At 69.0% G+C, this 24,525-nt stretch carries 20 protein-coding genes; 7 read left to right on the forward strand and 13 right to left on the reverse strand.

Features of this window, described 5'->3' with window-relative positions; genetic code table 11:
* The first annotated feature begins 34 nt into the window (after nucleotides 1–34).
* On the forward strand, nucleotides 35–895 hold the full coding sequence (locus tag ACZK5D_RS14435; protein WP_458995149.1) for a TIM barrel protein: 861 nt from the start codon (nucleotides 35–37) through the stop codon (nucleotides 893–895).
* A gap of 75 nt (nucleotides 896–970) precedes the next feature.
* On the opposite strand, the gene ACZK5D_RS14440 is transcribed toward ACZK5D_RS14435, so the two are convergent.
* From ACZK5D_RS14440 to iolC, 7 genes are all read right to left on the reverse strand, one after another.
* On the reverse strand, nucleotides 971–2,098 hold the full coding sequence (locus ACZK5D_RS14440) for a zinc-binding dehydrogenase (protein ID WP_463665766.1): 1,128 nt from the start codon (nucleotides 2,096–2,098) through the stop codon (nucleotides 971–973).
* A gap of 102 nt (nucleotides 2,099–2,200) precedes the next feature.
* Entirely contained in the window at nucleotides 2,201–2,593 is a 393-nt protein-coding gene (locus tag ACZK5D_RS14445; protein ID WP_463665767.1) for a phage holin family protein, read from the reverse strand.
* A gap of 440 nt (nucleotides 2,594–3,033) precedes the next feature.
* Complete coding sequence (locus tag ACZK5D_RS14450; protein WP_463665768.1) at nucleotides 3,034–4,227, reverse strand: Gfo/Idh/MocA family protein; 1,194 nt, start codon at nucleotides 4,225–4,227, stop codon at nucleotides 3,034–3,036.
* Nucleotides 4,228–4,406: 179 nt separating this feature from the next.
* Nucleotides 4,407–5,912 (reverse strand): CoA-acylating methylmalonate-semialdehyde dehydrogenase, encoded by a 1,506-nt coding sequence (locus tag ACZK5D_RS14455; RefSeq protein WP_463665781.1) that lies wholly within the window; start codon nucleotides 5,910–5,912, stop codon nucleotides 4,407–4,409.
* Nucleotides 5,913–5,938: 26 nt separating this feature from the next.
* Nucleotides 5,939–7,819: a 3D-(3,5/4)-trihydroxycyclohexane-1,2-dione acylhydrolase (decyclizing) gene (gene iolD / locus ACZK5D_RS14460; protein WP_458995153.1), complete on the reverse strand. Its 1,881-nt coding sequence runs from the start codon at nucleotides 7,817–7,819 to the stop codon at nucleotides 5,939–5,941.
* A gap of 19 nt (nucleotides 7,820–7,838) precedes the next feature.
* Nucleotides 7,839–8,711, reverse strand: a complete 873-nt coding sequence (iolB, locus tag ACZK5D_RS14465; protein WP_463665769.1) for a 5-deoxy-glucuronate isomerase — start codon at nucleotides 8,709–8,711, stop codon at nucleotides 7,839–7,841.
* The gene (gene iolC, locus ACZK5D_RS14470) at nucleotides 8,711–9,706 is read right to left on the reverse strand and encodes a 5-dehydro-2-deoxygluconokinase (RefSeq protein ID WP_463665770.1); all 996 of its coding nucleotides are present in this window, start codon (nucleotides 9,704–9,706) and stop codon (nucleotides 8,711–8,713) included. Before iolC ends, iolB begins: the two co-directional genes overlap by 1 nt.
* A gap of 284 nt (nucleotides 9,707–9,990) precedes the next feature.
* Between iolC and ACZK5D_RS14475 the strand changes: the two genes are divergently transcribed.
* Both ACZK5D_RS14475 and ACZK5D_RS14480 read left to right on the forward strand, forming a co-directional pair.
* Nucleotides 9,991–10,737: a GntR family transcriptional regulator gene (locus tag ACZK5D_RS14475; RefSeq protein WP_458995156.1), complete on the forward strand. Its 747-nt coding sequence runs from the start codon at nucleotides 9,991–9,993 to the stop codon at nucleotides 10,735–10,737.
* A gap of 124 nt (nucleotides 10,738–10,861) precedes the next feature.
* Entirely contained in the window at nucleotides 10,862–11,938 is a 1,077-nt protein-coding gene (locus tag ACZK5D_RS14480) for a transaldolase family protein (protein WP_463665771.1), read from the forward strand.
* A gap of 275 nt (nucleotides 11,939–12,213) precedes the next feature.
* On the opposite strand, the gene ACZK5D_RS14485 is transcribed toward ACZK5D_RS14480, so the two are convergent.
* On the reverse strand, nucleotides 12,214–12,642 hold the full coding sequence (locus ACZK5D_RS14485) for a hypothetical protein (protein WP_463665772.1): 429 nt from the start codon (nucleotides 12,640–12,642) through the stop codon (nucleotides 12,214–12,216).
* Nucleotides 12,643–12,708: 66 nt separating this feature from the next.
* On the opposite strand from ACZK5D_RS14485, the gene ACZK5D_RS14490 reads away from it, so the two are divergent.
* Nucleotides 12,709–14,145 carry an alpha-amylase gene (locus ACZK5D_RS14490; RefSeq protein WP_463665773.1) on the forward strand — a complete coding sequence of 479 codons (1,437 nt, stop codon included), beginning with the start codon at nucleotides 12,709–12,711 and terminating at the stop codon, nucleotides 14,143–14,145.
* Between the two features lie 32 nt (nucleotides 14,146–14,177).
* Here the strand turns inward: ACZK5D_RS14490 and ACZK5D_RS14495 are convergent, their stop codons facing one another.
* The 5 genes from ACZK5D_RS14495 to ACZK5D_RS14515 all read right to left on the reverse strand — a co-directional run bounded on the left by ACZK5D_RS14495 (nucleotide 14,178) and on the right by ACZK5D_RS14515 (nucleotide 20,074).
* Nucleotides 14,178–14,609, reverse strand: coding sequence for a hypothetical protein (locus ACZK5D_RS14495; RefSeq protein WP_463665774.1), 432 nt, complete (start codon nucleotides 14,607–14,609; stop codon nucleotides 14,178–14,180).
* Between the two features lie 77 nt (nucleotides 14,610–14,686).
* Complete coding sequence (locus ACZK5D_RS14500) at nucleotides 14,687–15,898, reverse strand: hypothetical protein (protein WP_463665775.1); 1,212 nt, start codon at nucleotides 15,896–15,898, stop codon at nucleotides 14,687–14,689.
* 1,064 nt (nucleotides 15,899–16,962) lie between these two features.
* Nucleotides 16,963–17,988, reverse strand: coding sequence for a LacI family DNA-binding transcriptional regulator (locus ACZK5D_RS14505; protein WP_463665776.1), 1,026 nt, complete (start codon nucleotides 17,986–17,988; stop codon nucleotides 16,963–16,965).
* Nucleotides 17,989–17,998: 10 nt separating this feature from the next.
* Entirely contained in the window at nucleotides 17,999–18,868 is an 870-nt protein-coding gene (locus ACZK5D_RS14510) for a sugar phosphate isomerase/epimerase family protein (protein WP_458995161.1), read from the reverse strand.
* Nucleotides 18,869–18,871: 3 nt separating this feature from the next.
* Nucleotides 18,872–20,074, reverse strand: coding sequence for a Gfo/Idh/MocA family protein (locus tag ACZK5D_RS14515; protein WP_463665777.1), 1,203 nt, complete (start codon nucleotides 20,072–20,074; stop codon nucleotides 18,872–18,874).
* Nucleotides 20,075–20,232: 158 nt separating this feature from the next.
* Between ACZK5D_RS14515 and ACZK5D_RS14520 the strand changes: the two genes are divergently transcribed.
* The 3 genes from ACZK5D_RS14520 to ACZK5D_RS14530 all read left to right on the forward strand — a co-directional run.
* Nucleotides 20,233–20,994, forward strand: coding sequence for a 3-ketoacyl-ACP reductase (locus ACZK5D_RS14520; protein WP_458995163.1), 762 nt, complete (start codon nucleotides 20,233–20,235; stop codon nucleotides 20,992–20,994).
* Between the two features lie 10 nt (nucleotides 20,995–21,004).
* Nucleotides 21,005–23,137: an FAD-binding protein gene (locus ACZK5D_RS14525; RefSeq protein ID WP_463665778.1), complete on the forward strand. Its 2,133-nt coding sequence runs from the start codon at nucleotides 21,005–21,007 to the stop codon at nucleotides 23,135–23,137.
* 353 nt (nucleotides 23,138–23,490) lie between these two features.
* Nucleotides 23,491–24,525: IS110 family RNA-guided transposase (locus ACZK5D_RS14530; protein WP_463665531.1), on the forward strand; the 1,035-nt coding region annotated here is incomplete at its 3' end.

Below are 24,525 nucleotides of genomic sequence, written 5' to 3' on the forward strand. Positions count from 1 at the left end.
CGCGCACGGCGGCTCTGCCGCGAAGGAGCTGCACATGAAGATTGCTGGCGCACCCATCAGCTGGGGAGTATGCGAGGTACCGGGCTGGGGCTACCAGATGTCACCCGAGCGTGTGCTCACCGAGATGAAGGAGATCGGCCTCACCGCCACCGAGTTCGGCCCCCAGGGCTGGCTGCCGGTCGACGCCGAGGAGCGGGCCGCCGTCGTCTCCGAGTTCGGCCTCAAGCCGGTCGGCGCCTTCTTCCTCGCCGTCATGCACGACCCCGACTTCGACCCCATCCCCATGGTGGAGGCCGAGCTGCGCGCTTTCGAAATCGCCGGCGGCGAGTTCCTCGTCCTGGCGGCGGACTCCGGCCAGGACGGCTACGACGCCCGCCCCGAGCTCGACGAGCAGGGCTGGCAGACGCTGTTCACCAACCTCAGCCGGATCAGCGAGGTCTGCAAGGCCAAGGGCGTCACCGCCGTCCTCCACCCCCACTGGGGCACCATGGTGCAGAACGTCGACGAGGTGGAGCGCGTGCTCGACAACTCCACCGTCGGCCTCTGCCTCGACACGGGCCACCTCGCCTGCGGCGGCGCCGACGTGGTCGCGCTCGTGGCCAAGTACGCGGACCGGGTGGGCATCGTGCACGCCAAGGACGTTCGCATGGACATGGCCGCCAAGCTGCTGCCCGGGGAGATCAACTGGTCCCAGGGCATCAAGGGCGGGATGTTCGTGCCGATCGGCGACGGCGACATCGACTTCGCGGCCATCGTGCGTCTCCTGAACCAGGCGGGCTTCGACGGCTACTGGGTGCTGGAGCAGGACATCATGCTCGATGAGGAGCCCCCGGCCGTCGGCGGCCCGATCAACAACGCGGCGAGGTCGTTCGAGGCGCTGAAGGCCCTGGCCTGAGCCACTCCCCCACGACGACGGGGCGGTCACCCTCCAAGGTGACCGCCCCGTCGTCGTGTCCGGGTTCGAGCGCTGTCAGAGGCTCATGTCCACGATGCCACGGCCGGACATGGTGCCCGCGCGCAGCTTGTCGTAGCCGAGGTTGACGTCGTCGAGGCTGAAGACCTGGTTGACCACGTCGTCGACCTCGATGAGCCCCCGATCGGCCATGTCCACCACGGCCGGCAGGTCCACGCGGGTGCGGGCGCCGTACGATCCGATGATCGACTGGCTGCGACGGACGGTGCGGTTGATCTGCACCTCCGCGGACTGCACGCCAGCGCCCAGGCCGATCGGCACCATGCGGCCGCCGTCGGCCAGGATGTCCAGGGCGGTGTTCCAGGTCTGGGGCCGGCCCAGCGCCTCGAACGCCACGTCGACGCCGTAGCCGCCGGTCATCTCCATCACGGCCTCGCGGGCATCGCTGTGCTTGAGGTTGACCGTGTGGGTGGCGCCCATGGCCTTCGCCGCCGTCAGCTTGTCGTCGTCGACGTCCAGCGCGATGACCTGGCGGGCTCCCATCACCTTGGCGAACTTGAGGATCATGCTGCCCACGCCGCCGGTGGCGACGACGGCGACCGTCTCCCCGAACCGGAGGTCGGCTCCGCGGCGCACGGCGCCGTAGGCGGTCATGGCGGCGCACCCGAGGATCGCGGTGTTCTTGGGCGAGAGGTTGTCCGGGATCGGTGTCACCGACGTGGCCGGGACGACGCAGTACTCGGCCAGGCCGCCCATGGAGTACATCCAGATGGGATTCCCGTCGCGGTCCGAGAGTCGGGTCTCGCCGTCGTACAGGACGCCCTTGAGCCGGTTGAGCTGGAAGAACGGGTAGCAGAGGTCGTCGCGGCCGGCGCGGCACGCCTTGCACTGGCCACACGGCATCAGGAAGGCGCCGGCGACGTTCTGCCCCACGGCGAGTTCGCCGCTGAGCATGCCGGGGCCCAGTTCGACGATGGTGCCGGACACCTCGTGCCCCAGCACGCAGGGCGTGGGGAAGGCGATGGCGCCTCCGAGCACGTGGAGGTCCGAGTGGCAGAGGCCGCAGGCCGCCACCTTCAGCAGCACCTCGTTGGCGCGGGGGCGCGGTGTGGGGATGGTCTCGATCGACAGCGGTTCTCCGGGAGCCCGGAGGACTGCGGCGCGCATCGTTGCAGGAATGTCCATGGTACTCCTCAGTGAATATTTGTTTGGACAATATCAAGTATGGACCATGGCATTGCCCGTGTCACTAGCGGGGTCGAACATTCCTGCCAAACAAATTTGTTCTTACATGAGCGTTTCTGTGGAATCGTTCACACCCAGCGCCGAGGCTACGAATGTCGACACGACGGAGATGATGAGCGACCCGAAGACGGCGTTCCAGAAGCCGTCGACGTGGAAGCCGAGGCCCAGCTCTCCGGCTAGGTAGGACGTCAGCATCAGCATGCCCGCGTTGATGACGAACAGGAAGAGGCCGAACGTGAGGATGATGAAGCACGCGCCCAGGACGAAGGCGAAGGGGCGGACGAAGGCGTTCACCAGCCCGAGGATGACGGCCACGCCGAGCAGGGTGAGGGCCTTGTCGAGGTTGGTGTCGGCGGTCAGCGAGATGCCGGGGAGGATCCACACGGCGATGGCGGTCGCGACGGCGGTGGCGACCAGGCGGAGGAAGAGCTTCATGCGCTGAGCGTAGTGCGCCACCCCCGCCCAGCGCCCTCGGTGAACCCCCCGGCTCCACCCCGAGCCCGACCACGCCAGCGCCAGCGACACTCCCGCTGGCTGAGGAGCGAGGAGCGCAGCGACAAGCCTCGAAGCCTCATCAACGTTCCTTGTCAGCCTACGTTTCTTAGGCTTCGAGGCCGCTTCGCGGCACCTCAGCCAGCGGGGCGTGGCCGCGGGGACTCGAACGTTCGTCGGAGGGGTGACCGACGGGGCCGGTCGCGGTGGGTCGGGAGCTGGGCTCGCCAGGGCGGCGGGTGGTGGGGGCCGGGGCAGGTTGGGTGGGCGTTGATGACGGTACGCGGCAGCGCGAAGCGCCGCCGACCGGCATCATGGGCGGCCCGGCCCCCACCACACGCCGCCAAACCCAGCCACCCGGACTGCTCAACCACAAGCGGCGGTCAAAGGCCGAAGGTGGTGACCGCCTCCACCGTCGGCACCTCGTGCCACTGGCCGTCGGCGGCCGACGCCACCACCGCCTCGTCGATCTCGGCCGCGGCCCAGCCGTCGCCTGCAGAGGGGGCCACCTGCTCCCCCGTCGTGACGGAGATCAGGAATTTCGCCGCCTCCACTGCCTTGAGGTCGTCGAAGCCCATGGACGTTCCGGCGCCCGGCTGGAAGCGGTCGAAGTCGGGCATGCCCGGCCCCGCCATCACGCGGGTGTAGCCCTGGACAGGGCCGTCGCCGCGGCCGATGCACACGTCGAGATGGTTGAGCGACTCGAAGTTCCACCGCACCGAACCCTCGGTGCCGTACACCTCGACGACGTACTCGGCACGCGGGCCCACGGAGACCCGGCTGGCCTCCAGCACGCCGACGACGCCGCCCTCGAAGCGGGTGAGCACCGCCACCCAGTCCTCGTTGCCCACCGGGCCCTTCTCCTCGCCGACGGTGTAGCCGCTGTGCCCCACGCCGCCGGAGCCGATCGGGATGGGCCGCTCCTTGATGAACGTGTCTGTCATGGCGGAGACGGACTCGATGCGGCCCACCAGGTACTGGGCCAGGTCCGCGCCGTGGGAGAGCAGGTCGCCGACGATGCCGGCGCCCGCGCGCTCGCGGTCGTAGCGCCAGGTCAGCGGGCCGTCGGGGCTGGAGGCGTAGTCCGCGATGAACCACACCCGGCAGTTGGTGATCCGGCCAAGCCTGCCGTCGCGGATCAGCTGGCGCGCGTACTGCATGGCGGGCACGTGGCGGTAGTTGAAGCCGACGGCGGTGGCCAGCCCCTCGGCCGCCGCCGCCTGGGCGATCTCCCGCGACTGCGTCGCGTTCACCCCCATCGGCTTCTCGATCCAGAACGGCTTGCCCGCGGCCGCGGCGGCCAGCGCGATCTCGTGGTGCAGGAAGTTGGGCGCGCAGATGGAGACCACCTCCACCTCGGGGTCGGCGAGGAGGTCGTGATAGTCGGCGTAGGCGCGGCGGAAGCCTGCCACGTCGACCGCCCACGTCCTGGTGCCCTCGACGGGGTCGCAGGCGGCGACGAGGTCGCACCCGATCCCGAGCTCGGGGTACCGCTCCGCGAGGGCCTTGTAGCTGCGGGTGTGCAGCCGGCCCATCCATCCGAGCGAGATGACGCCCACGCCGATGCGCTGATCCATGACGAGTTCCTTTTCTCTGGCGCCCCGCGCCACTATGCCGCTCGCCCTCACGATCGTCGTGGGTGAGCTCAGGTGATGGAGGAACACCCTCCCAGGCCGGACTGCGCAGTGATCGGGCAACGGCGCCCGATCCGGATCGGGCCCGGGAAGGTGCTCATGGCTGGAGTCCAGCCGGGGTGTTACTTGGTGGCGACGAAGTCCAGGCCGATCCTGCCGTGGCTGCCGGAGCCGGCCCACCGCGTCGTGATCACCTTGGAGCGCGTGTAGAAGTTCACGCCCTCCTGGCCGTGGATCCGGTGATCCCCGAGCAGCGAGTTCTTCCAGCCGCCGAAGGAGTAGTAGCCCACCGGCACCGGGATGGGCACGTTGATGCCCACCATGCCCGCGTTGACGTCGAGCTGGAACTGCCGCGCCACCTGGCCGTTCTCCGTGAAGATGGCCGAGCCGTTGCCGAAGGCGCCGGAGTTGACGATCTCGATGGCCTCCTCGTAGGACTCGGCCTTGACCACCACGAGGACGGGCCCGAAGACCTCCTCGCAGTACAGCTGGGTCTCCAGCGGCACGTTGTCGACGATGGTGGGGCCCACCCAGTTGCCGGCCTCGGTGCCCTCGACGGAGGAGGAGAAGCCGCGACCATCCAGCACCACGTTGGCGCCCTTGGCCTCAGCGTCGTTGATCCAGGACAGGATCCGCTCGCGGGACTTCGAGGAGATGACCGGCCCCAGCTCGTTCTGCGGGTCGGTGCCCGGACCCACCTTGAGCAGCTCGGCGCGCGCCTTGACCTTCTCGATCAGCGGATCGTGCGCCTCGCCCACTGCGACGACCACCGGCAGGGCCATGCAGCGCTGGCCCGCGGCGCCGAACGCGCCGGAGACGATGTGCTGGGCCGCGAAGTCCAGGTTGGCGTCGGGCATCACGATGGCGTGGTTGTTCGCGCCGCCGAGGGCCTGGAACCGTTTGCCGGTGGCCGCGCAACCGGCCGCGACGATCTTGGCCACGGGCGTTGAGCCGACGAAGGAGACCGCGTCGATGCCGGCGTGGCCGAGCATGTGGGAGACCACCTGCTTGTCGCCGCAGACCACCTGGAACAGGCCGTCGGGCAGGCCCGCCTCCTGGTACAGCTTGGCCACCATCAGGGAGACCGACGGCACCGGCGTGGCGGGCTTGAGGATGACGGCGTTGCCGGTGGCCAGGGCCATCGGGTGCATCCACATCGGCACCATCATCGGGAAGTTGAACGGCACGATGGCCCCGACGACGCCCACAGGCTGGCGGATGGTGTGCACGTCGACGCCGGTGGCGGCCTCGATGGTGTGCTCGCCCTTCAGCGCGTTCTGGATGCCGCAGGCGAACTCCACGATCTCCAGGCCGCGCGCGATCTCGCCGAGCGCGTCGCCGCGGGTCTTGCCGCCCTCGCGCACGATGGTGTCGGCAAGCTCGTCCTGGCGCTCGATGAGCAGCTGGCGGAAGTTGAACATGACGCGGGTGCGCTTGGCCAGCGATGCCCGCCCCCAGGCCTTCTGGGCGGTGCGGGCGGACGCGATGGCGCGGTCGATGAGCTCGATGCTGGCCTCGGCGACGCCGCCGATGACCTCGCCGGTGGCGGGGTTGTCGATCGGCAGGACCTCGGCCCCCTCCTCGAGATACTCGGCGCCGTCGATCCAATGGGGCATGGTGATGGACATATCAGTCATTCCTTTAGTGTGCGGGGTCAGAAGAAGCGACGCTGGGCCTTGACGGCCTCCGCGTACTCCTCGTAGGCCTTCTGGGTGGATTCGAGCGTGGAGGCGGCCGTCACCGGGACGTCCCACCAGCCGGTGGCGGGCGGGTTCGGCCCGTACAGGTCCGTCTCGATGTGGATCATCGTGGCCGTGTCGGAGGCGACGGCGGTGGCGTAGGCCTCGCGGAAGTCGGCGATGGTCGAGACCTCGATGACGTCGATGCCCCAGGACCTGGCGTTGGCGGCGATGTCGACGGGGATGAGCTCGTCGCTGCGGCCGCCGTCGGCCGAGCGCATGCGGTACTTGGTGCCGAACCGCTGCGAGCCGCGGGACTCGGACAGCCCGCCGATGGAGGCGTAGCCGTAGTTCTGCAGCAGCACGAAGATGACCTTGGCCCGCTCCTGCACGATGGTGGCGATCTCCATCGGCAGCATCTGGTAGGTGCCGTCGCCCACGATGGCCACCACCTCGGAGTCCGGGGAGGCCATCTTGCAGCCGAGCGCGGCGGGGATCTCGTAGCCCATCGTCGAGAAGGCGTACTCCACGTGGTACTGCCCCGGGGTGCGGGCGCGCCAGAGTGCCTGAAGGTCGCCGGGCATGGAGCCGGCGGCGTTGATGACGATGTCGTCGTCGCCCATCATCTCGTTGAGGGCGCCGAACACCTCGGTCTGGGCCGGCAGCGGGCCGTGGCCCAGGTGGTAGCAGGTGTCGGTGGCCTCGGCCCAGGCCGCGCGCTCCTGCGCGATGCGCTCGGTGTAGGCGGCGTCGACCCGGTGGCCCTCGAGCGCCTCGGTGAGCGCGGTGAGTGCCTCGCGGGCGTCGGCCACGAGCATCTGGGCGCCCTGCTTGGCGGCGTCGAAGGAGCCCACGTTGATGTTGAGGAACTTCACGTCCGGGTTCTTGAACTGGGTCTGGGATCCGGTGGTGAAGTCCGAGTAGCGGGTGCCGATCCCGATGATGAGGTCCGCCTCGACGGCCAGCGCGTTGGCCGAGCCCGCCCCGGTGGAGCCCACGCCGCCGACGGCGCACTCGTGGTCCCAGTTGATGCCGCCCTTGCCGGCCTGCGTGTCCGCCACGGGGATGCCGGTGGCGGTGGCGAAGGCGCGGAGCTCCTCGGTGGCACCGGAGTAGATGGTGCCGCCACCGGAGATGATGAGGGGACGCTTGGCGGCGCGGACGGCCTCGACGGCGCGCGCCAGGGCGGCGCGGTCCGGCACGCGGCGGTCCACGTGCCAGACCTTCTTGGCGAAGAACTCCTCGGGCCAGTCGTAGACCTCGGCCTGCACGTCCTCCGGCATGCACACGACGGCGGCGCCCGTGTCTGCCGGGTCCGTCAGCACGCGCATGGCGCGGGGCAGGGAGACCATCAGCTGCTCGGGGCGGTTGACGCGGTCCCAGAACTTCGACACCGGCCGGAACACGTCGTTGGCGCTCACGTCGGGGTTGGTGGGGTCCTCGACCTGCTGCAGCACCGGATCCGGCATGCGGTTGGCGAAGATGTCGGAGGGGAACAGGATGACCGGCACGCGGTTGGTGGTGGCCAGGGCGGCGCCGGTGACCATGTTGAGGGCGCCGGGGCCGATCGAGGAGGTGACAGCCAGCGTCTGCAGGCGGTCGCGCTGCTTGGCGAAGGCGGCGGCCACGTGGACCATGCCCTGCTCGTTGCGGCCCATCCAGTAGTCGAAGGGCTCGTCGAAGGCCGGGTCGACCTCGTGCTGCAGCAGCGCCTGCCCGATGCCGGCGACGTTGCCGTGCCCGAAGATGCCGAACATGCCGGGGATGAAGCGCTGCTCCACGCCGTCGCGCTCGGTGTACTGGTGCGCCAGGTACCGGACGATTGCCTGCGCGACCGAAAGGCGGATGGTGGTCATGTGAGGGGAACTCGCTTTCTCAGGCGTCGAGCCGGTTGGGTGCGTAAGGAAGGCGGGGATCGACGTCTGTGTCGTCCCAGGTCTGGCGGAGCCAGCCGTAGCAGGGGTCGTCCACGGACAGCCACTCGGATCCACCGGGGCCGGCCATGACGTTGAGGTAGTACAGGTCGTAGCCAGGCGCCGCGACGCAGGGCCCGTGCCAGCCGTGCGGGACCAGGGCGGTGTCGCCGGTGCCGACGCGCAGGGCGACGTCGATGGGGCGCTCGGGCGTGCCGTACGTGGAGTGGAAGGCCATGCCCGGGCCATGCTCGTCGGCCTTGATCTCGAAGTAGTAGATCTCCTCGAGCTCGCGCTCGTTCTCGGTGGTCTCGTCGTGCTTGTGCGGCGGGTAGCTGGACCAGTTGCCGCCGGGGGTGATCACCTCGCAGACGAGCAGGCGGTCGGTGTGGAGCGTGTTGTTGAGCGCGTAGTTGGTCACCTGCCGCGACATGACGCCGGCGCCGCGGAGCCCGACGACCACCTCGTCGGCCGGGCAGTAGCGGGGCTCGAGGGTCTCGCCTGCCACCGCGCTGGGCAGCGCGTAGCGGCCGCCGTCGACGGAGGTGATGGTGGCCTCCGCCCCGCGGGGGAGGTAGAGATAGTCGGTGACCTCGCCGAAGATCGTGGAGCGGCCCTTGAGCTCGAACGTGGCACCGCCCACGGCCACCGTGGCGGCGCCCTCCAGCGGCAGCACCAGGCACTCGGACTCACCGGTGGCCAGGGCGTAGGACTCCCCCGCCCCCAGGACCGCGATCTTCAGGCCGGAGTAGGTCCAGTTGGCCGACGCAGGGCTCACGTCGACGGCGAGCGGGGCTCGGCCGGTGGTGCCGGCGGGCAGGACATGGGTGTGCATCAGTTCTCCTTGACGCGGTGGCGGGTCTTGGTGGCGACGGGGTTGCGGCGCACGGCCGCGAGGAGTTCGGGCTCGCTGGGCATCGCCGTCGAGCATTCGAGGCGGGTGGCGACGAGGGCGCCGGCGGCGGAGGCGGCCACGAGGGTGTCCACCAGCGGCCACTCCTTGATGAGGCCGAAGCACAGCGCGCCGCCGAACGCGTCCCCGGCGCCGAGGCCGTTGACCACCTCGACGGGGGTGCCGTCCACCTCGATGACGCGGTCCGCGTCCATGGCGAGCACGCCGTCCTCGCCTCGCTTGACCACGGCGATGTCCACGCCGCGCTCCAGCAGCGCCTCGGCGGCGCGCTCCGGATCCGACTCCCCGACGGCGACCTGGCACTCCGCCGCGTTGCCCACGACGATGTCGACGTAGGGCAGCACCTCGGCGATGGCCTCGCGGGCGGCCTCCGGGGAGGACCAGAACTGCTCGCGGTAGTCGAGGTCGAGGATGGTGAACGGGCGCCTCCCCCGCGCCTTGAGCGCGGCCAGGTGCGTGGCGCGGCTGGGCTCGCGGCTCAGCCCCGTCGTCGTGACCCAGAAGACCCGGGCCTGCACTATGGCGTCGATGGGCAGGTCCTCGGTGCGCAGCCGCAGGTCGGGAGCCGTGGGGCGGCGGTAGAAGTAGAGGGGGAAGTTGTCCGGCGGGAAGATCTCGCAGAAGGTGACCGGGGTGTTGAGGTCGCCGTCGACCTTGACGTAGTCGTCGAACACGCCCAGGCGCCCCATCTCGGCGCGGCAGAACCGGCCGAAGGGGTCGTCGCCTACGGCCGTGACCACGGCGGCGGACCGACGGAGGCGAGCGGCGGCCACGGCCACGTTGGTGGCGCTGCCGCCCAGGAACTTGCCGAAGGACGTGACGTCCTCCAGGCCGACCCCGTGCTGATGGGGGTAGATGTCCACGCCGATGCGACCCATGGTCAGCACATCGACGGTGCGCGTGCCGAAAAGTCCCATGCGTGTTCCCGCTTCTTCGAGGTGGTCCCCTCCATCGTAATCGGGTCGCGGCATTTGTCAAGACAAACCGTGAAAGCCGTGTCATGGTCGCGCCGGGGCAAGAGGGGTGGGGCTAAAGGTGGGCGGACGGCACGGGCTTGAACGATCAAATCGTCGATCTGGCCGCCAGGCACCTGGCCTCGCTGCCGGCGCTACCGCGCTACGGTCCGAAAACTCCTGACAAAGGCCTAGCCGCGGGCTCACATTGCCCATACAATGCACACACAACGACGTGAGAAGACGACATGCCACACAGCTCCCCTTATATCGCGCAGATCGCGATCGACCGCACCAGCTCCACACCGCTGCACGCCCAGATCGCCGAGCCGCTCGCCAAGCTCATCGAGGACGGGGCCATCGAGCCCGGGACCCGCCTCGAGGACGAGGTCTCGATGGCGGAGAGGCTGAAGGTGTCGCGGCCGACCGCCCGGCGCGCCATGGAGACCCTCACCAACCGGGGGCTCATCGTCCGACGGCGGGGTGCCGGCACGCAGGTGACGCCCACGCGCGTGCACCGCCCCATGGCGCTCAGCTCCCTCAACGACGACCTCGAGAAGTCGGGGGTGGACCCCCGCACCACGGTGCTCGAGTGGGAGGTCGAGGATGCGGCGCCCGGTGTCGCGGCGGCGCTGAACATCCCCGTGGGGTCGCAGGTGGTCCGGATGCGTCGCCTGAGGATGCTCCGCGACGAGCCGCTCGCGATCATGAGCAACTGGCTGCCGGCAGGGATCGCCCCCACCAGGGACGAGCTCGAGTCGGGCGGCCTCTACGGGCGGCTCAGGGAGCGCGGCATCAAGGTGGCGGTCGGGTTCCAGCAGATCAGCGCCCGCCTGGCCACCGCCGACGAGGGGCGCCTGCTCAACGAGCCCACCGGCGCCGCCCTGCTGACCATGCAGCGCACCGCCTACGACGACCAGCACCGCGCCGTCGAGTTCGGGATGCACGTCTACCGGGCGTCGATGTACTCCTACGACCAGACGGTCCTCGCCTGACCTTCCCTCCAACTTGCCGGAAGATTTGTTCTGACATATCCTTGACAGGACAAACTAAATGGGTGTCCAATTGGTGTCAGGCCTCATCGTCGAGACCGCACCACCGTTCAAGAAGGAAATGGCAATGACCATCGAGTACACCGACGGACCGCTCCTGACCGCGGCCCGGACCACTCCTACCGCCCTGTGGAACGACTCGGCAGACCTGGATGAGCTGCGCCAGTCGATCTCGTACGGCGGCGTGGGCGCCACCTGCAACCCCGTCATCGGGTACACCACCATCAAGCAGCACAAGGACATCTGGGGCCCCCGCATCCAGGCCATCGCCGCCGCCAACCCCACCTGGGGCGAGTCGGAGATCGGCTGGCAGGCCATCAAGGACATGTCGGTGGAGGCCGCCGAGCTGCTGCTGCCGATCTTCGAGGAGACCAAGGGCCGCAACGGCCGCCTGTCGGTGCAGACCGACCCTCGTCACCACCGCGACGCCAAGGCCCTGGCCGATCAGGCCGAGGAGTTCCACAACCTCGCCCCGAACATCATCGTGAAGATCCCCGCCACCAAGGTGGGCCTCGAGGCCATCGAGGAGGCCACCTACCGCGGCGTCGTCATGAACGTGACCGTGTCGTTCACCGTCGCCCAGGTGGTCCGCTCCGGCGAGGCCATCGAGCGTGGCCTCCAGCGCCGCGTGGCGGAGGGCAAGTCCATCGAGGACATGTGGCCCGTGGTCACCCTCATGGTGGGCCGCCTCGACGACTGGATGAAGTCCGAGGCCGAGCGCACCCAGCTGTTCATCGATCCCGGCCACATGGAGTGGGCGGGTGTCGCGGCCATCAAGAAGGCCTACCACATCTTCCAGGAGCGCGGCTTCCGCTCCCGCGTGCTGTCGGCCGCGTTCCGCAACGTGCTGCAGTACTCCGAGCTCGTCGGTGGCGACCTCGTCGTCTCCCCGCCGTTCAAGTGGGCCAAGCGGATCAACAACTCGGACTACGTGGCCGAGAGCCGCATCGACGTGCCCGTGGACCCGAAGATCATCGCGTCGCTGCAGCGCATCGAGGACTTCAACCGCGCCTACGAGGAGGACGGCCTGAGCATCGAGGAGTTCGAGAACTTCGGGCCCACCCGCAAGACGCTGCGTCAGTTCCTCGGCGCCGACTGCGACCTCGACGCCCTGGTCCGCGACTTCCTCATCGCCCCCGCCTGATCCATCCCCTCGATCCGGGCCAGACCCCGCGATCCCCAGCCCCGCAGGCCCCGGTCCGCTCCTGACGGACCGGGGCCTGCGTGTGCCTGGGCGCGCCTACGTGCCCCGGGTGCCCCGGGCCGGGTGGGGTTTGAGCCAATGGATGGGTTCGCGAGGAGGGCCGCGCTCACACTGAGCGCGGCCCCTCCCGCGAACCCATCCATTGGCTCAAACCCGGCAGGCGGCCAGCCGGCCCCCAGCACCCGACCACCCGGATCAGTGAGGCGGCACGCGAGTCAGCTGGCGCGGGGGTCGTCGGCGGGGAGCTGCTTCTGCAGCGACGACAGCCTCGCGTTGATCTGCTCCAGCAGCTCGGCGGTCTCCGCGTTCAGCGACTTCATCGCCTTCCGCCTGCTGCCGCCGGAGTTCGCCCCCCACACCAGCTCGCCGCGGACGCGCAGCGCCTGGGCGTTCCGGTGCCACCCGGCCGGCTCCGTCGCCTCCGGGAATGCCAGCTCGACGGCGTCCGCAGCGGTGTCGATGGCCGCCATCTTCGCGTCGAACCGGATCTTGGGGTTGTTGGCATCCGTGGCGGACTTCAGCTTCCCCACGAGGTCATCCAGGCTCCTGGCGATCTGCGGATTCTCCCGCAGCGCGGAGACCAGCGTGACGGTCGTCGCGATCGCCGCGCCGGTGGTCTTGATGATCATGCCGAACTTGCTCATGCGGCCAGTCTAGGTTCGAGGCCCGAACCGGACGCCCGATCGCCGCGAGCGCCTACGCTGGCCGACATGCGACGACGCCTCCTCACCATGGTTCTCCTCCTCGGTTCGTCGGCCCTCGGGGCCTGCGCCGCGACGCCCGAGCCCGCCGTCGAGACCACCCCCACCGTCGGCGTCCAGCTGTTCCAGTGGCCGTGGCGGTCCGTGGCCCAGGAGTGCACCGAGGTACTCGGCCCGCACCAGTTCGGCTTCGTTCTGCTCTCCCCCGCGCAGGAGCACATCGAGGGCGAGGCCTGGTGGACCTCCTACCAGCCGGTGAGCTACCAGCTCGAGTCCAAGCTGGGCACCCGCGAGGAGTTCGCCCAGATGGTCACCGCGTGCAACGAGGCGGGGGTGGACGTCATCGCGGACGCGGTCATCAACCACATGGCCGGCATCGACGGCGGCACGGGTGTCGCGGGGACGGACTTCACCCACTACGACTATCCCGGCCTCTACACAGAGAACGACTTCCACGACTGCCCCATGACCGCCTCGGGCGACATCGAGAACTATTCGGACCAGCAGCAGGTCCAGGAGTGCGAGCTGGTCAACCTCGCCGACCTGGACACCGGCAGCGAGAAGGTCCGCGACACCATCGCGGCCTACCTCAACGACCTCACCGCCCTGGGCGTGGCCGGGTTCAGGATCGACGCGGCCAAGCACATGTCCGCCACCGACGTGGAGGCCATCGTCGGGCGGCTCGACGGTGAGCCGCTCATCATCTCGGAGGTCATCCGCGGCGGGGGCGAGCCCATCCAGCCCGAGGACTACCTCGACGCGGGGGCCGTGTTCGCCTTCCAGGTGGCCAAGGACATCTCGGGCGTGGTCCCGGGCGGCGCCGTCGCCCGCGCGTTGGAGCTGCGCGACGGGGAGGTCCCGTCCGAGCAGGCGTTCACTTTCATCACCAATCACGACACCGAGCGCAACGGCCAGACCCTCACCTCCAAGGACGGGGACCAGTTCCGCGTGGCCACGGCGTTGTTGTTGGGCATCGACTACGGCACCCCCGTCGTGTACTCGGGCTACGGGTTCTCGGACCGCGACGCCGGCGCGCCCCAGACCGACGGCCGGGTCGACGACGTGGCGTGCGCCGAGCCGTCGGAGGAACCGGCCGACGGGGCGTGGCTGTGCCAGCATCGCGAGGTCGCGGGGTTGGCGGAGTGGGTCGCGGTGGTGGGGGACGCGCCGGTGGAGAACCTGTGGAAGGAGGGCTACGCCGTGGCCTTCGACCGCGGAGACCGCGGCCTGATCGCCGTCAACGACACCAGCACCCCGGTCACCGCCACGCTCACCACCAACCTGCCCGACGGCGCCTACTGCGACGCGGCATCCTCACCCGCAGCCCCGGGGACCGAGGATCGCTGCGAGGAGGGTCCCTACGTGGTGGCCGACGGGAAGGTGACCATCGAAATCCCCGCGATGGGAGCGGTGGCGCTGCAGGTCAACCTCCGCGCGGTGGGCTGACTCGGCTCACCGGTGCGGGATGTCACCCACGGTCAGCCCCGGCACACGGCACCAACGGCCGCGACCCTCATCGCGATGCGCGTGTGCATGGTCTCGACGCCTCTGGACTCCTCGAGGCGGTACGACACCGCCACGCCCGGCGACGAGCCCCCGGTCGGCCCTGCTTCCAGACCGACTTTCAGAACGTAGGCCTCACCAGCGCCAAGAATCTGCGGTGTCGGAGACGTAGGTGGTCCATAAGCGCCGTAATCGAGCCCAACCCCACGGAAATCCGGATCCTCGAAGGAGCCGAAATCGTAGCCGATCAATCGCAGCCCTTCTGAGTCGACTAGCGCAACCTCCGTGATTGTGACGCCCTTGTCTCCACTCACGCGGAGCTCGCTGATCGCGATCACTGCCCTCCCTGTGACCTCCTCCTGCGGGGCGCACACTTCGACGCCAATCCCATCCAGAGACTCAAGCACGCCGGTCGACTCCGCACAGCCCCATAGTGCAAATGAGGCCAGTACCGCCAGACCGATCCGCTTAGGATGCCCATGCGTCACGGCTTCACGACTATCTGCGAGGGGCCGGCGCCCCCAGGGCCTGAATTCTTGCCGCACAACTGCCGTGTGCTAGTGAAGGAGGCGGAGTACTTGGCATCGGTACGGAAGCCGGTCTGGGCGCTGAGATTGATGCCAATGATCGCGCTCACTTGGACGCCGTTTGTGTATGTGACCGCGTTGGATGTCGTACGACTGAAACTCGATCCAGCGAGGTACTGCGCGCAGTATGTTGCAGAAGGCATAGTTGTGCTCAGCGTTGTCGCTCCACCATAGAAGTCAATAGGACGAACCTGGTAGTAGAAGGTCGGAACCACCCCTGCGGAGCACCGCACCTTGGCGAAGGTGAACTTGGTCACCATCAGATTCGAACCTGAAGAACTGCTCGCGGGGAAGTTCGTCGTGGAGGTGGCTGACGCGACACTAGTGCCCGACTGACTCCATGTCCCCGCGTTCCCGGTGAGCGAGTAGCCCATGCCCAAGGTCGAGTCTGCACCGCTGCTGTAAATCCAGTCGTGCGTGAATCCACCCGAGACTGTGGACGAGGTCTGGCCGACGTATACGTTCCGCGCTCCATAGTTAGTGACGATGCTGCAATTGCTGGGGATGCTGGCTGCCGATGTATCTGGATCCTGCGCCGACGCGGATGCCTTCTCGAGATGGAAGTTGAGTTCTGGGATGGCTTTCCTCGACTCGACGATCCGCACGGCGCGCGACGCGACCAGCGGAGCCATGAAGGCGACGTTCTCGCCAGGCGAATACCAGAGAGTTCCTCCGTAGACAGAGACTGCTCCAGGAGAAGTGACGACGAATGTCACATTGATCGGAGCTGACTGCCTCTTCTCCGTCGATCCGGACGCGCCGGTCAAGGCCGAGTAGTCAGGCTCGATGCTGTACCGTCCAGTCTCGTCTGATACAGCGGCCCCGACGAGAGTCCGCTGATACGTGTCGCCTTCTATCAGGTGTCGGAGTACGTCCATTCCTGGCTCGGCATACACGTTCACCATCGCGCCTTCGAGAGCCTCACCTTCAGGCGAGAAGACCGTGCCACTCGCCATCACATCGCTCAAGGAGTACCCGGTGTCTGGTGCACTGAGGACCGTCGTCTCCTGCGTCTCCAGCCTGTCATCGGCAACTCCCGGCTGGGCCGACGTGATGACAACCACAACGGTGGCAGTGACAAGCGCGGCCAACTTCCAGAAACGATGCATGCCAGGACCCCCAAGATCCAGAAAGGATGCCACCGTCGTTGGCGACGAAAGCAACGGTAGACCTGCCGTGTCGCGTCGAAACACTAACTATCGGTGTCGACGCTTACCCGGGCATTCTGGGCGGTTCGATTCTTGGCAGGGAATGAGCGTGGATCTGACTCAAGCGGAGGCCACCGTCGAGATGCCGTCGATGGGCGCGGTGGCGCTGCACGTCAACCTGCGCGCGGCGGGCTGACTCGGCTCACCGGCGCGTGATGTCACCCACGTGTCAGCCGCGGCACACGTCACCCGCGCCTGTGTTCCGCCTCGGACCTGAGTTCCACAACTGAAGCCTGATTTAGTGCCCCGCTCCGCGAGAGATCTTAGCGAGGATGACTTCGGCTTCCGCGGTGAGGCGTGGATGGGCTGGCCGGTGATGATGATCGACGCTCCGGAGGGGTCGAAGTGTCTGCACGAGGTGCTTGATGCTGACCCGGGGGGTGGCTTCGAGCCAACGCACCTCGGTCAGGAGTCTCAGGAGCTGCAGGAATCTACCTATACGGCGGCATCTGCGTATATACGCTGATGCCGCCGTATAGGTAGATTCCTGCAGGCGCCCGCGGGTATCCGATCCCGCGCTTCAACAACTGACTCCTCTGCGGTGGCCCTGCATCGAGGCTCATGAGAGAGGGTGTCTCTTGATGGACGTTGAGACACATCGATGGTGCTTGCCAGTAGGAGAGGTCTGAGTTGTCTGTGAGGACCCGTCTGGTCAAGTTAGTGCCCCGATTCTCGACGAGAAGCTCTCGTGACTAGGGCATTTGCCCGCGACCGCGGCGATCCAAGGATGGTGTTGTGGAAGTCAGGTCGGACCCTACGCTCCATCTCAACCCCTGCGTTCCGTCTCGACGCCTGCGTTCCATCTCCACGCCTGCGTTCCATCTCGACGCCTGCGGAGTCGCCTGCGTTCCGTTGAGTCGCCTGCGCTATAGCGCAGGCGACGAGACTCAACGCAGGCGCCAAAGCCGGACGGCGGTCACCCGCGCACCCGCTCCCCGGCGCTCGCCCGCTCGCCCTCTCACCCGTCACGCGTTCAGCGGAGGGGTGCTGTCGCGCAGGTGAACCTCAAGTGGCAGTGGGGTGGGGGTCCAGTCGGCGTCGATGGCCGCCCGGACCGCCTGATATCCCACCTCCTCGAGCGGGATGTGGACCGAGGTCAACTGCGGGGTGACGTCGCTGGAGGACGGGATGTCGTCGAAGCCCGCGACCGCCACGTCCGCACCCAGCTGACGCCCCTCCTCGCGCAGCTCGTGCACCGCACCCAGCGCGACAGCGTCACTCAGCGCAAACACCAGCGTCCCCGGTTCGATGCCCGCCGCCAACGCCTCGCGCATCGCCTCGGCGCCGCCCTCGCGGGTGAACGGCGCCCGGTGGACGCGCTCGATCCGCCCTCCACCGGCGGTGAAGCCGTCGGTGAAGCCGGCCTGGCGCTGGTCCGTGGTGATCATCCCGCGCGGCGCGGCCAGCACGACGGCGCGCCGATATCCGCGGGCCGCCAGCGCCACGCCGAGCTGCCTCGCGCCGCCCCAGTTGTCGATCACAACCGATCGGAGCTCCGCCGCCCCGGGGCCGAGCGCGATCACGCGGCCGCCCATGCCGTGGATGGCGTCCACCTCCATCTGAACCGGCTCGAAGGGGACCGCAGTCCGTGACGCCGCCAGGATCACGCCCCGCGGTCTCTGGCCCCTCAGCACGCGCAGCAACGCGGCCTCCTTCTGGGGGTCGCGGCCCGTCGTCGCGATGGTGACGAGGAATCCTGCCTCGTCCGCCGCGCGCGCCACCCCCGCCGCGACCTGGGCGAAGTACGGGTCGGCGATGTCTGCCACAAGCAGGGCGATCAGGGCCGAGGCCCCGCTCGCCACGGCCTGGGCGGACACGTTGACGGTGTATCCGAGCTTGTCTGCGGCGGCGCGGACCCGCTCCCGGTAGGGCTCAGCGACCTTGCGGGTGGACCCGTTCAGCACGCGCGACGCCGTGGCCAGCGACACTCCCGCCTCCTGGGCGACGTCGACGAGGGTGGCTGTGCCGTAGCGGCGCTGCTGTGGGCTCACCTGCATGAGTCTAGGGCTGTAGGTGGGGCGCGACCCAGCGGTCGAACGCGTCGACGGTCTCCCTGGCCACCACCTCGAAGTCCGTTGCCCAGATGGCTGCGTTGAAGATCTCCACCTCGACGTCGCCGTCGTAGCCGGTTGCCTCGACGGCCCTAGTCAGCGTCTCGAAGTCGATCACGCCGTCGCCAGGCTGATGCCGCGACAACAGCACGTCCGCCTCCAGCGGCGCCCGCCAGTCGCACACCTGGTAGGCGGCGATCCGGCCCTCACGGCCAGCCCGCTCGATCTGGGGCAGGACCTCCGGGTCCCACCAGATGTGGAACGTGTCCACCGTCACCCCGGCAGCCCGCGGGTCCAACCCCGACACCAGATCCAGCGCCTGCCCCAGGGTTGAGACGACGGCGCGGTCCGCCGCGTACATCGGGTGCAACGGCTCGACGGCCAGCGTCACGCCTGCCGCCGCCGCCTCCGGCGCCAACTCCTCAAGCGCCTCGCGCACCCTCCCCCTGGCCCCGATCAGGTCCTTCGACCCCTCCGGCAACCCGCCGGCGACCAGCACCAGCACCGGCCGCGACCCCTCCGCCCCGGCCGCGGCCAGCGCGGCCGTCTCCTCGATGGCGCGACGGTTGTCGTCCAGGGACGCGCGCCTCTCCGGCCCTGCCATGGAGGTGAAGAACCCCGCCCGGCAGTAGGAGGACATGCGCAGGCCGGAGTCGGCGAGCATCGACGCCGCGACGGCCAGGCCCACGTCGGCGACCGGCTCCCGCCACAGCCCGATGGACCGCATGCCCGAGGCGGCGGTGACGGTGAGCGCGTCGCTCAGGGTGGCGTGCTTGATGGTGGCCTGGTTGATCGACAGGCGGGGGTGCGCGGCGGTCACGGCTCAGCCCAGCGGCGAATCGTCGAGGACCACCTTGCAGCCCTCGCGGCTGGAGCGCAGCGCCGCCTCCGCGAGCTGCACGCCGCGGGCGCCGGCCAGCAGGTCGAACGGGTAGCGGGTGCCCTCGACGTAGCTGGTGAGGAACTCCTCCCACTGCTGCCGGAACCCGTTGGCGAAGACCTGGTTGGTGGGCACCTCTGCCCAGTCCGCCGCGTAGTCGTGCTCGTCGGCCAGGTCCGGGTTCCACACGGGCTTCGGCGTGGCGTTGCGGTGCTGGATCTTGGCGCCGAAGAGGCCGACGACGGCGGAGCCGTGGGTGCCGTCGACGTGGAACTCCACCAGCTCGTCGCGGTTGACCCGGACGGTCCAGCTGGAGTTGATCTGCGCGACCACGCCGCCCTCGAGCTCGAACACGCCGTAGGCCGCGTCCTCGGCGGTGGCCGTGTAGTGCTCGTCGTTCTCGTCCCAGCGGTCCGGGATGTGGATCGACGCCTGCGTGTAGACGCTCTTCACCCCGCCGAAGAGGTTCTCCAGCACGTAGTTCCAGTGCGGGAACATGTCGACGATGATGCCGCCGCCGTCCTCGGCGCGGTAGTTCCAGCTGGGGCGCTGCGCGGGCTGCCAGTCGCCCTCGAAGACCCAGTACCCGAACTCGCCGCGCACGGAGAGGATGCGGCCGAAGAAGCCGGAGTCGATGAGGAGCTTGAGCTTCTGCAGGCCGGGCAGGTACAGCTTGTCGTGCACCACCCCGGTCTTCACGCCCGCGGCCTCGGCCAGCCTGGCCAGCTCGAAGGCCTCCTCGGCGGTCTCGGCCGTGGGCTTCTCGGTGTAGATGGTCTTGCCGGCGGCGATGGCCTTCCGCAGGGCGGTGGCGCGGGCCTTGGTGACGAGGAAGTCCGAGTAGATCTCCCACCGCGGATCCGCGAGCGCGGCGTCCAGGTCGGTGGTGTAGTCCTCGATGCCGTGCCTGGCGGCCAGCTCGGCGAGCTTCGACTCGCTGCGGCCGACGAGCAGGGGGCGGACGGTGACGCGGGAGCCGTCCGGCAGCTCGATGCCGCCCTGATCCCGGATGGCGAGGATCGACCGCACGAGGTGCTGCCGGTAGCCCATGCGGCCGGACACCCCGTTCATGATGATGCCGATCTCGCGAACGGAGGAGGATCCCTGCACCGTTTCGGCAGGCAGAGGCTCAAAAGTCGTCGTCACTCTCGGTTCCTATCTCTTGCGTTTGGACGTCGTTGGGTAAACGCTTTCCTCCATCCTGACACGCCACCCGCCCCTCCCGCAAGAGGCCCGCCGCAAATTCCCCACGGGAACTGGGAAAACGCTTGCCAAGCGTCGTGGATCAGTGAACAATGGCGGTCATGAATCGTGTCGCCGTGGTCACGGGAGGCAGCAGGGGCATCGGCCTCGGTATCTCGCAGGCCCTCATCAGTCAGGACTTCCGCGTGGCGGTGGTCGCCACCCGCCCCGAGCCCGAGGGGCTGATCGACCAGCTCGGAGGACCGGACCGCGCGGCCTACTTCCAGGGTCGCGTCGACGACGTCGCCACCCACGCAGGCCTGGTGGCCGAGATCGTCGCCCGCTTCGGCCGCATCGACGTGCTCGTCAACAACGCCGGCGTCGCCCCCGAGGAGCGCCGCGACCTGCTGGACGCCACGCCCGAGAGCTACGACCGGGTGATGGGGATCAACCTGCGCGGGCCCTACTTCCTCACCCAGGCCGTCGCCCGGCAGATGCTGCAGCAGGAGGCCCCCGACTCGGCGGTCCGAGGCGTCGTCGTCAACGTGTCGTCGATCTCCGCCACAACCGTGTCGGTCAACCGCGGCGAGTACTGCCTGTCCAAGGCGGGCGTCTCGATGGCCACCCGGCTGTGGGCGGCCAGGCTCGCGCCCGAGGGCATCCTCGCCTACGAGGTCCGGCCGGGCGTGATCGCCACGGACATGACCGCCGGCGTCAAGGAGCGCTACGACGCCCTCTTCGCCCAGGGGATCTCCCCCATGCCCCGCTGGGGGCAGCCCTCCGACGTGGGTGGCGCCGTCGCCGCCCTCGCCTCCGGCGCCATGCCCTACAGCACCGGAGACGTCATCCACGTCGACGGCGGCATGCACCTCCCCCGACTCTGAAGGACCTGCCGTGACCGCTCCCCACCTGACACACCTGAGCCTCGGCGACGAGCTCGTGCCCGTCATCACCACCACCAGCCTGGTGATCGGCACCGGCTCGGCCGGGTACTGCGCCGCCGAGCGGCTGGCCGGCTTCGGCGCCCCGGACGTGGTGATGGTGGCCGACAAGATCCGCGCGGGGGCCTCGCGCAACGCCGGCTCCGACAAGCAGACCTACTACAAACTGACCCTCTCCGGCGGGGAGCCCGACTCGGTGCGCTCCATGGCGGAGACGCTGTTCAGCGGCGGGTCCATGGACGGCGACAACGCGCTGGCCGAGGCCGCGCTCAGCGCGCGCTGCTTCTTCCACCTCATCGAGGCCGGGGTCCCCTTCCCCGCCAACCACTCCGGCGAGTTCGTGGGGTACAAGACCGACCACGACCCGCGTCAGCGAGCCACGTCCGTGGGGCCGTTCACCAGCAAGTCCATGGTTGAATCCCTCGAGGCGCGCATCCGCACGCTCGGCATCCCGGTGATCGGCAACTGCCGGCTCGTCGACCTCCTCTCCGAGGACGGCGAGATCCGCGGGGCGCTGTTCCTGCGCACCGACGTCGGGGCCAGCCGCAACGCCGCCCTGGAGGAGGAGACGGTCGAGACCAACCGGGGCGAGGTACCCGCGCCGGAGCCCGGTGGCACCCTGGCGCAGCAACTCGAGAGGGAGACCTCGCGGTTCCTCGTGGTCCGCGCCACCAACGTCATCCAGGCCACCGGCGGCCCGGCGGGCATGTACGCCGACTCGGTCTTTCCCCACGGCCAGTGGGGCGGCGCGGGGGCGGCGCTGCGCAACGGCGCCCGCGGCCACAACCTCACCGAGTGGCAGTTCGGCCTGGCCTCGATCAAGCCGCGCTGGAACGTGTCCGGCACCTACATGCAGGTGGTGCCCAGGTTCGTCTCCACGGACGCCGACGGCGGCGACGAGCGCGAGTTCCTCTCCGACGTGATCGCCGACCCCAACCTGCTGGCCAGCCTCGTGTTCCTCAAGGGCTATCAGTGGCCGTTCGACATCCGCAAGGCCCGCGACGGCTCCAGCCTCATCGACCTCCTGGTCTACCGCGAGACCGCCATGCGCGGACGACGCGTCTTCCTCGACTTCCGCAGCAACCCGGTGGGCACGCTCGACCCGGCGCGGCTCGACGAGCAGGCACGCGTCTACCTGGAGCGGGCCGGCGTCGCCGACCTCCCGGGCACGACCCCGATCCAGCGGCTCCGGCACATGAACGAGCCGTCCTACCAGTTCTACCTGGGCCGGAACCCGGGCGTCGACCTGGAGACCGACATGCTGGAGATCGCGGTGTGCGCGCAGCACAACAACGGCGGCATCGCCGTCGACGACTGGTGGCACTCCTCCGCCATCGACGGGCTGTTCCCCGTCGGCGAGGCCGCGGGCGCCCACGGCGTCTACCGGCCTGGCGGGGCGGCGCTCAACTCCGGCCAGGTGGGCGCCACGCGCGCGGCCCAGTACATCGCGGCGCACCGGGCCCAGCCCCCGGATGGCGCCGTCGGCGGTTTCGACGAGGTGGCCGGCACGGCCCTGGGGCGGGCGTCGCGGCTGCTGGCCGACGCCGTCGACCGCTTCCGCGCAGGCGCCGAGGACAACACGGGCAGCCTGATCACCGAGGTCACCGAGCTGATGAGCCGCAACGCCGGCCTGGTGCGCTCCCGGGCGTCCGTGCTGGAGGCGCTGGAGCGGGTCACCGGGTGGCTCGACCGCTATGGGGAGCTCATGGTGGTCGACGAGTCGTCGAGGCGCAGCGTCAACCGCCTGTTCCTCATCCACGACATCCTCACCAGCCAGTACGTGTACCTGCACGCCATGCGGGACTACCTGGACCACGGCGGGAACTCCCGCGGCTCGGTGCTCTACACCGACCCGGCCGGCGACCTCCCCTGGCCCGACCAGGACCTCGGCCTGCCCGAGGAGTTCCGGTTCGTGCTCGACGCGGGCGCGCTCGACGGCGTGACGCAGGAGGTGGACTGGACCGGCGACGGCGTGCCTGAGTTCGCGTGGCGCGACGTGCGCCCCATCCCCAGCGACGACGACTTCTTCGAGAACGTCTGGCGCAGCTTCCGCACCGACCACGGGGTGCCGTCGCGCACGTCCTGACTCCCCCACCTGCGGGCTGAGGTGCGAGGAGCGCAGCGACGAGCCCGTCTCGCTGGCTGCGGCGCGAGGAGCGCAGCGACGAGCCTCGAAGCTGTGAGTCTGGTGTCACCACCTCATTGGTGGTGTTGTTGGGATCGACGGTCGCGTCGTGACTCTCCTCGAAGCTGGCCCTCCGGGTGCCTTGGTCAGGACATGTCCGGCGTGAGCGTCGACCCCGACCCGAGCAGAAACCAGTGGCCTGATTCAGGAGCTTGACCAACCAGCGTCAGCAGCGCCGGTTGTGTCCCATCACAGTTGTGCCTAGTCCCTGCCCGGATCGGAACCCGATGGTTGACGTCCATGGAAGGGGACGCATGTCCAGTGTGAAGAATCTCCGCGAGCTTGTCGACCTCGTGATCGGGGTCGACACCCACGAGCAGTTCCACGTCGCCGCGGCCGTTGACGCGGTCACCGGCGGGGTGCTCGACACGATCAAGACCCCGGCCGACCCGGCCGGCTATCAGCAGCTCATCGACTGGGCCCACACCCGTCCCGGCCGGCGCGGGTGGGCCATCGAGGGCACCAACAGCCACGGCATCGGCCTGACCCGCGCCCTGGCCGGCGAACTGGTGGTCGAGGTCGACCGACCAGAGCGGATCAAGCGCCGCAACGGCGCAAAGTCCGACTCCATCGACGCGGTCCGGGCAGCCCGGGACGCGTTGGGCCGGGACTCCCTGTCCACCCCGCGGGCGGTCACCGGTGACCGTGCCGCGCTCCAGGTCCTTGTCACCAGCAGACACCTGACGATCACGCAGGCCACCGACACCGAACGCCAACTCCGCTCGATGGTGCTCACCGCCCCCGACGAGCTCCGGTCACGGTTCACCGGCCGCAAGACCGCCCCGATGGTCACCCAGGCCCTGAAACTACGACCCCACACCAATGACGACCCCCTGACCGGGATCCTGATGCCGGTACTGAAGGAACTCGCACAGCGGGCCCGGTCGCTGCGGCTCTACGCCAAGGCCCTGCAACGGCAGATCCTCGACATCGTCAGGAAGTGGCGCCCTGACCTGCTCGACCTCAACGGCGTCGGACCGATCGTCGCGGCGAGCCTGCTGCTGGTGTGGTCCCATCCCGGACGCGTCCACTCCGAGGCCGCATTCGCGATGCTCTCCGGAACCGCCCCCATCCCGGCCACCAGCGGCACACAACAGACCAGACACCGCCTTAACCGCTCCGGCGACCGCCACCTCAACCAGGCCATCCACACCATCATCCTCTGCAGACAACGCAACGACCCAGCCACCAAGGCCTACATCGAACGCCGCACCGCTGAAGGCCGAACCAAGCGAGAGATCCGCCGCTGCCTCAAACGATACGTCGCCCGCCAGACCTTCAGAATCCTC

It is taken from the genome of Tessaracoccus yangjingae (genome assembly GCF_055326235.1).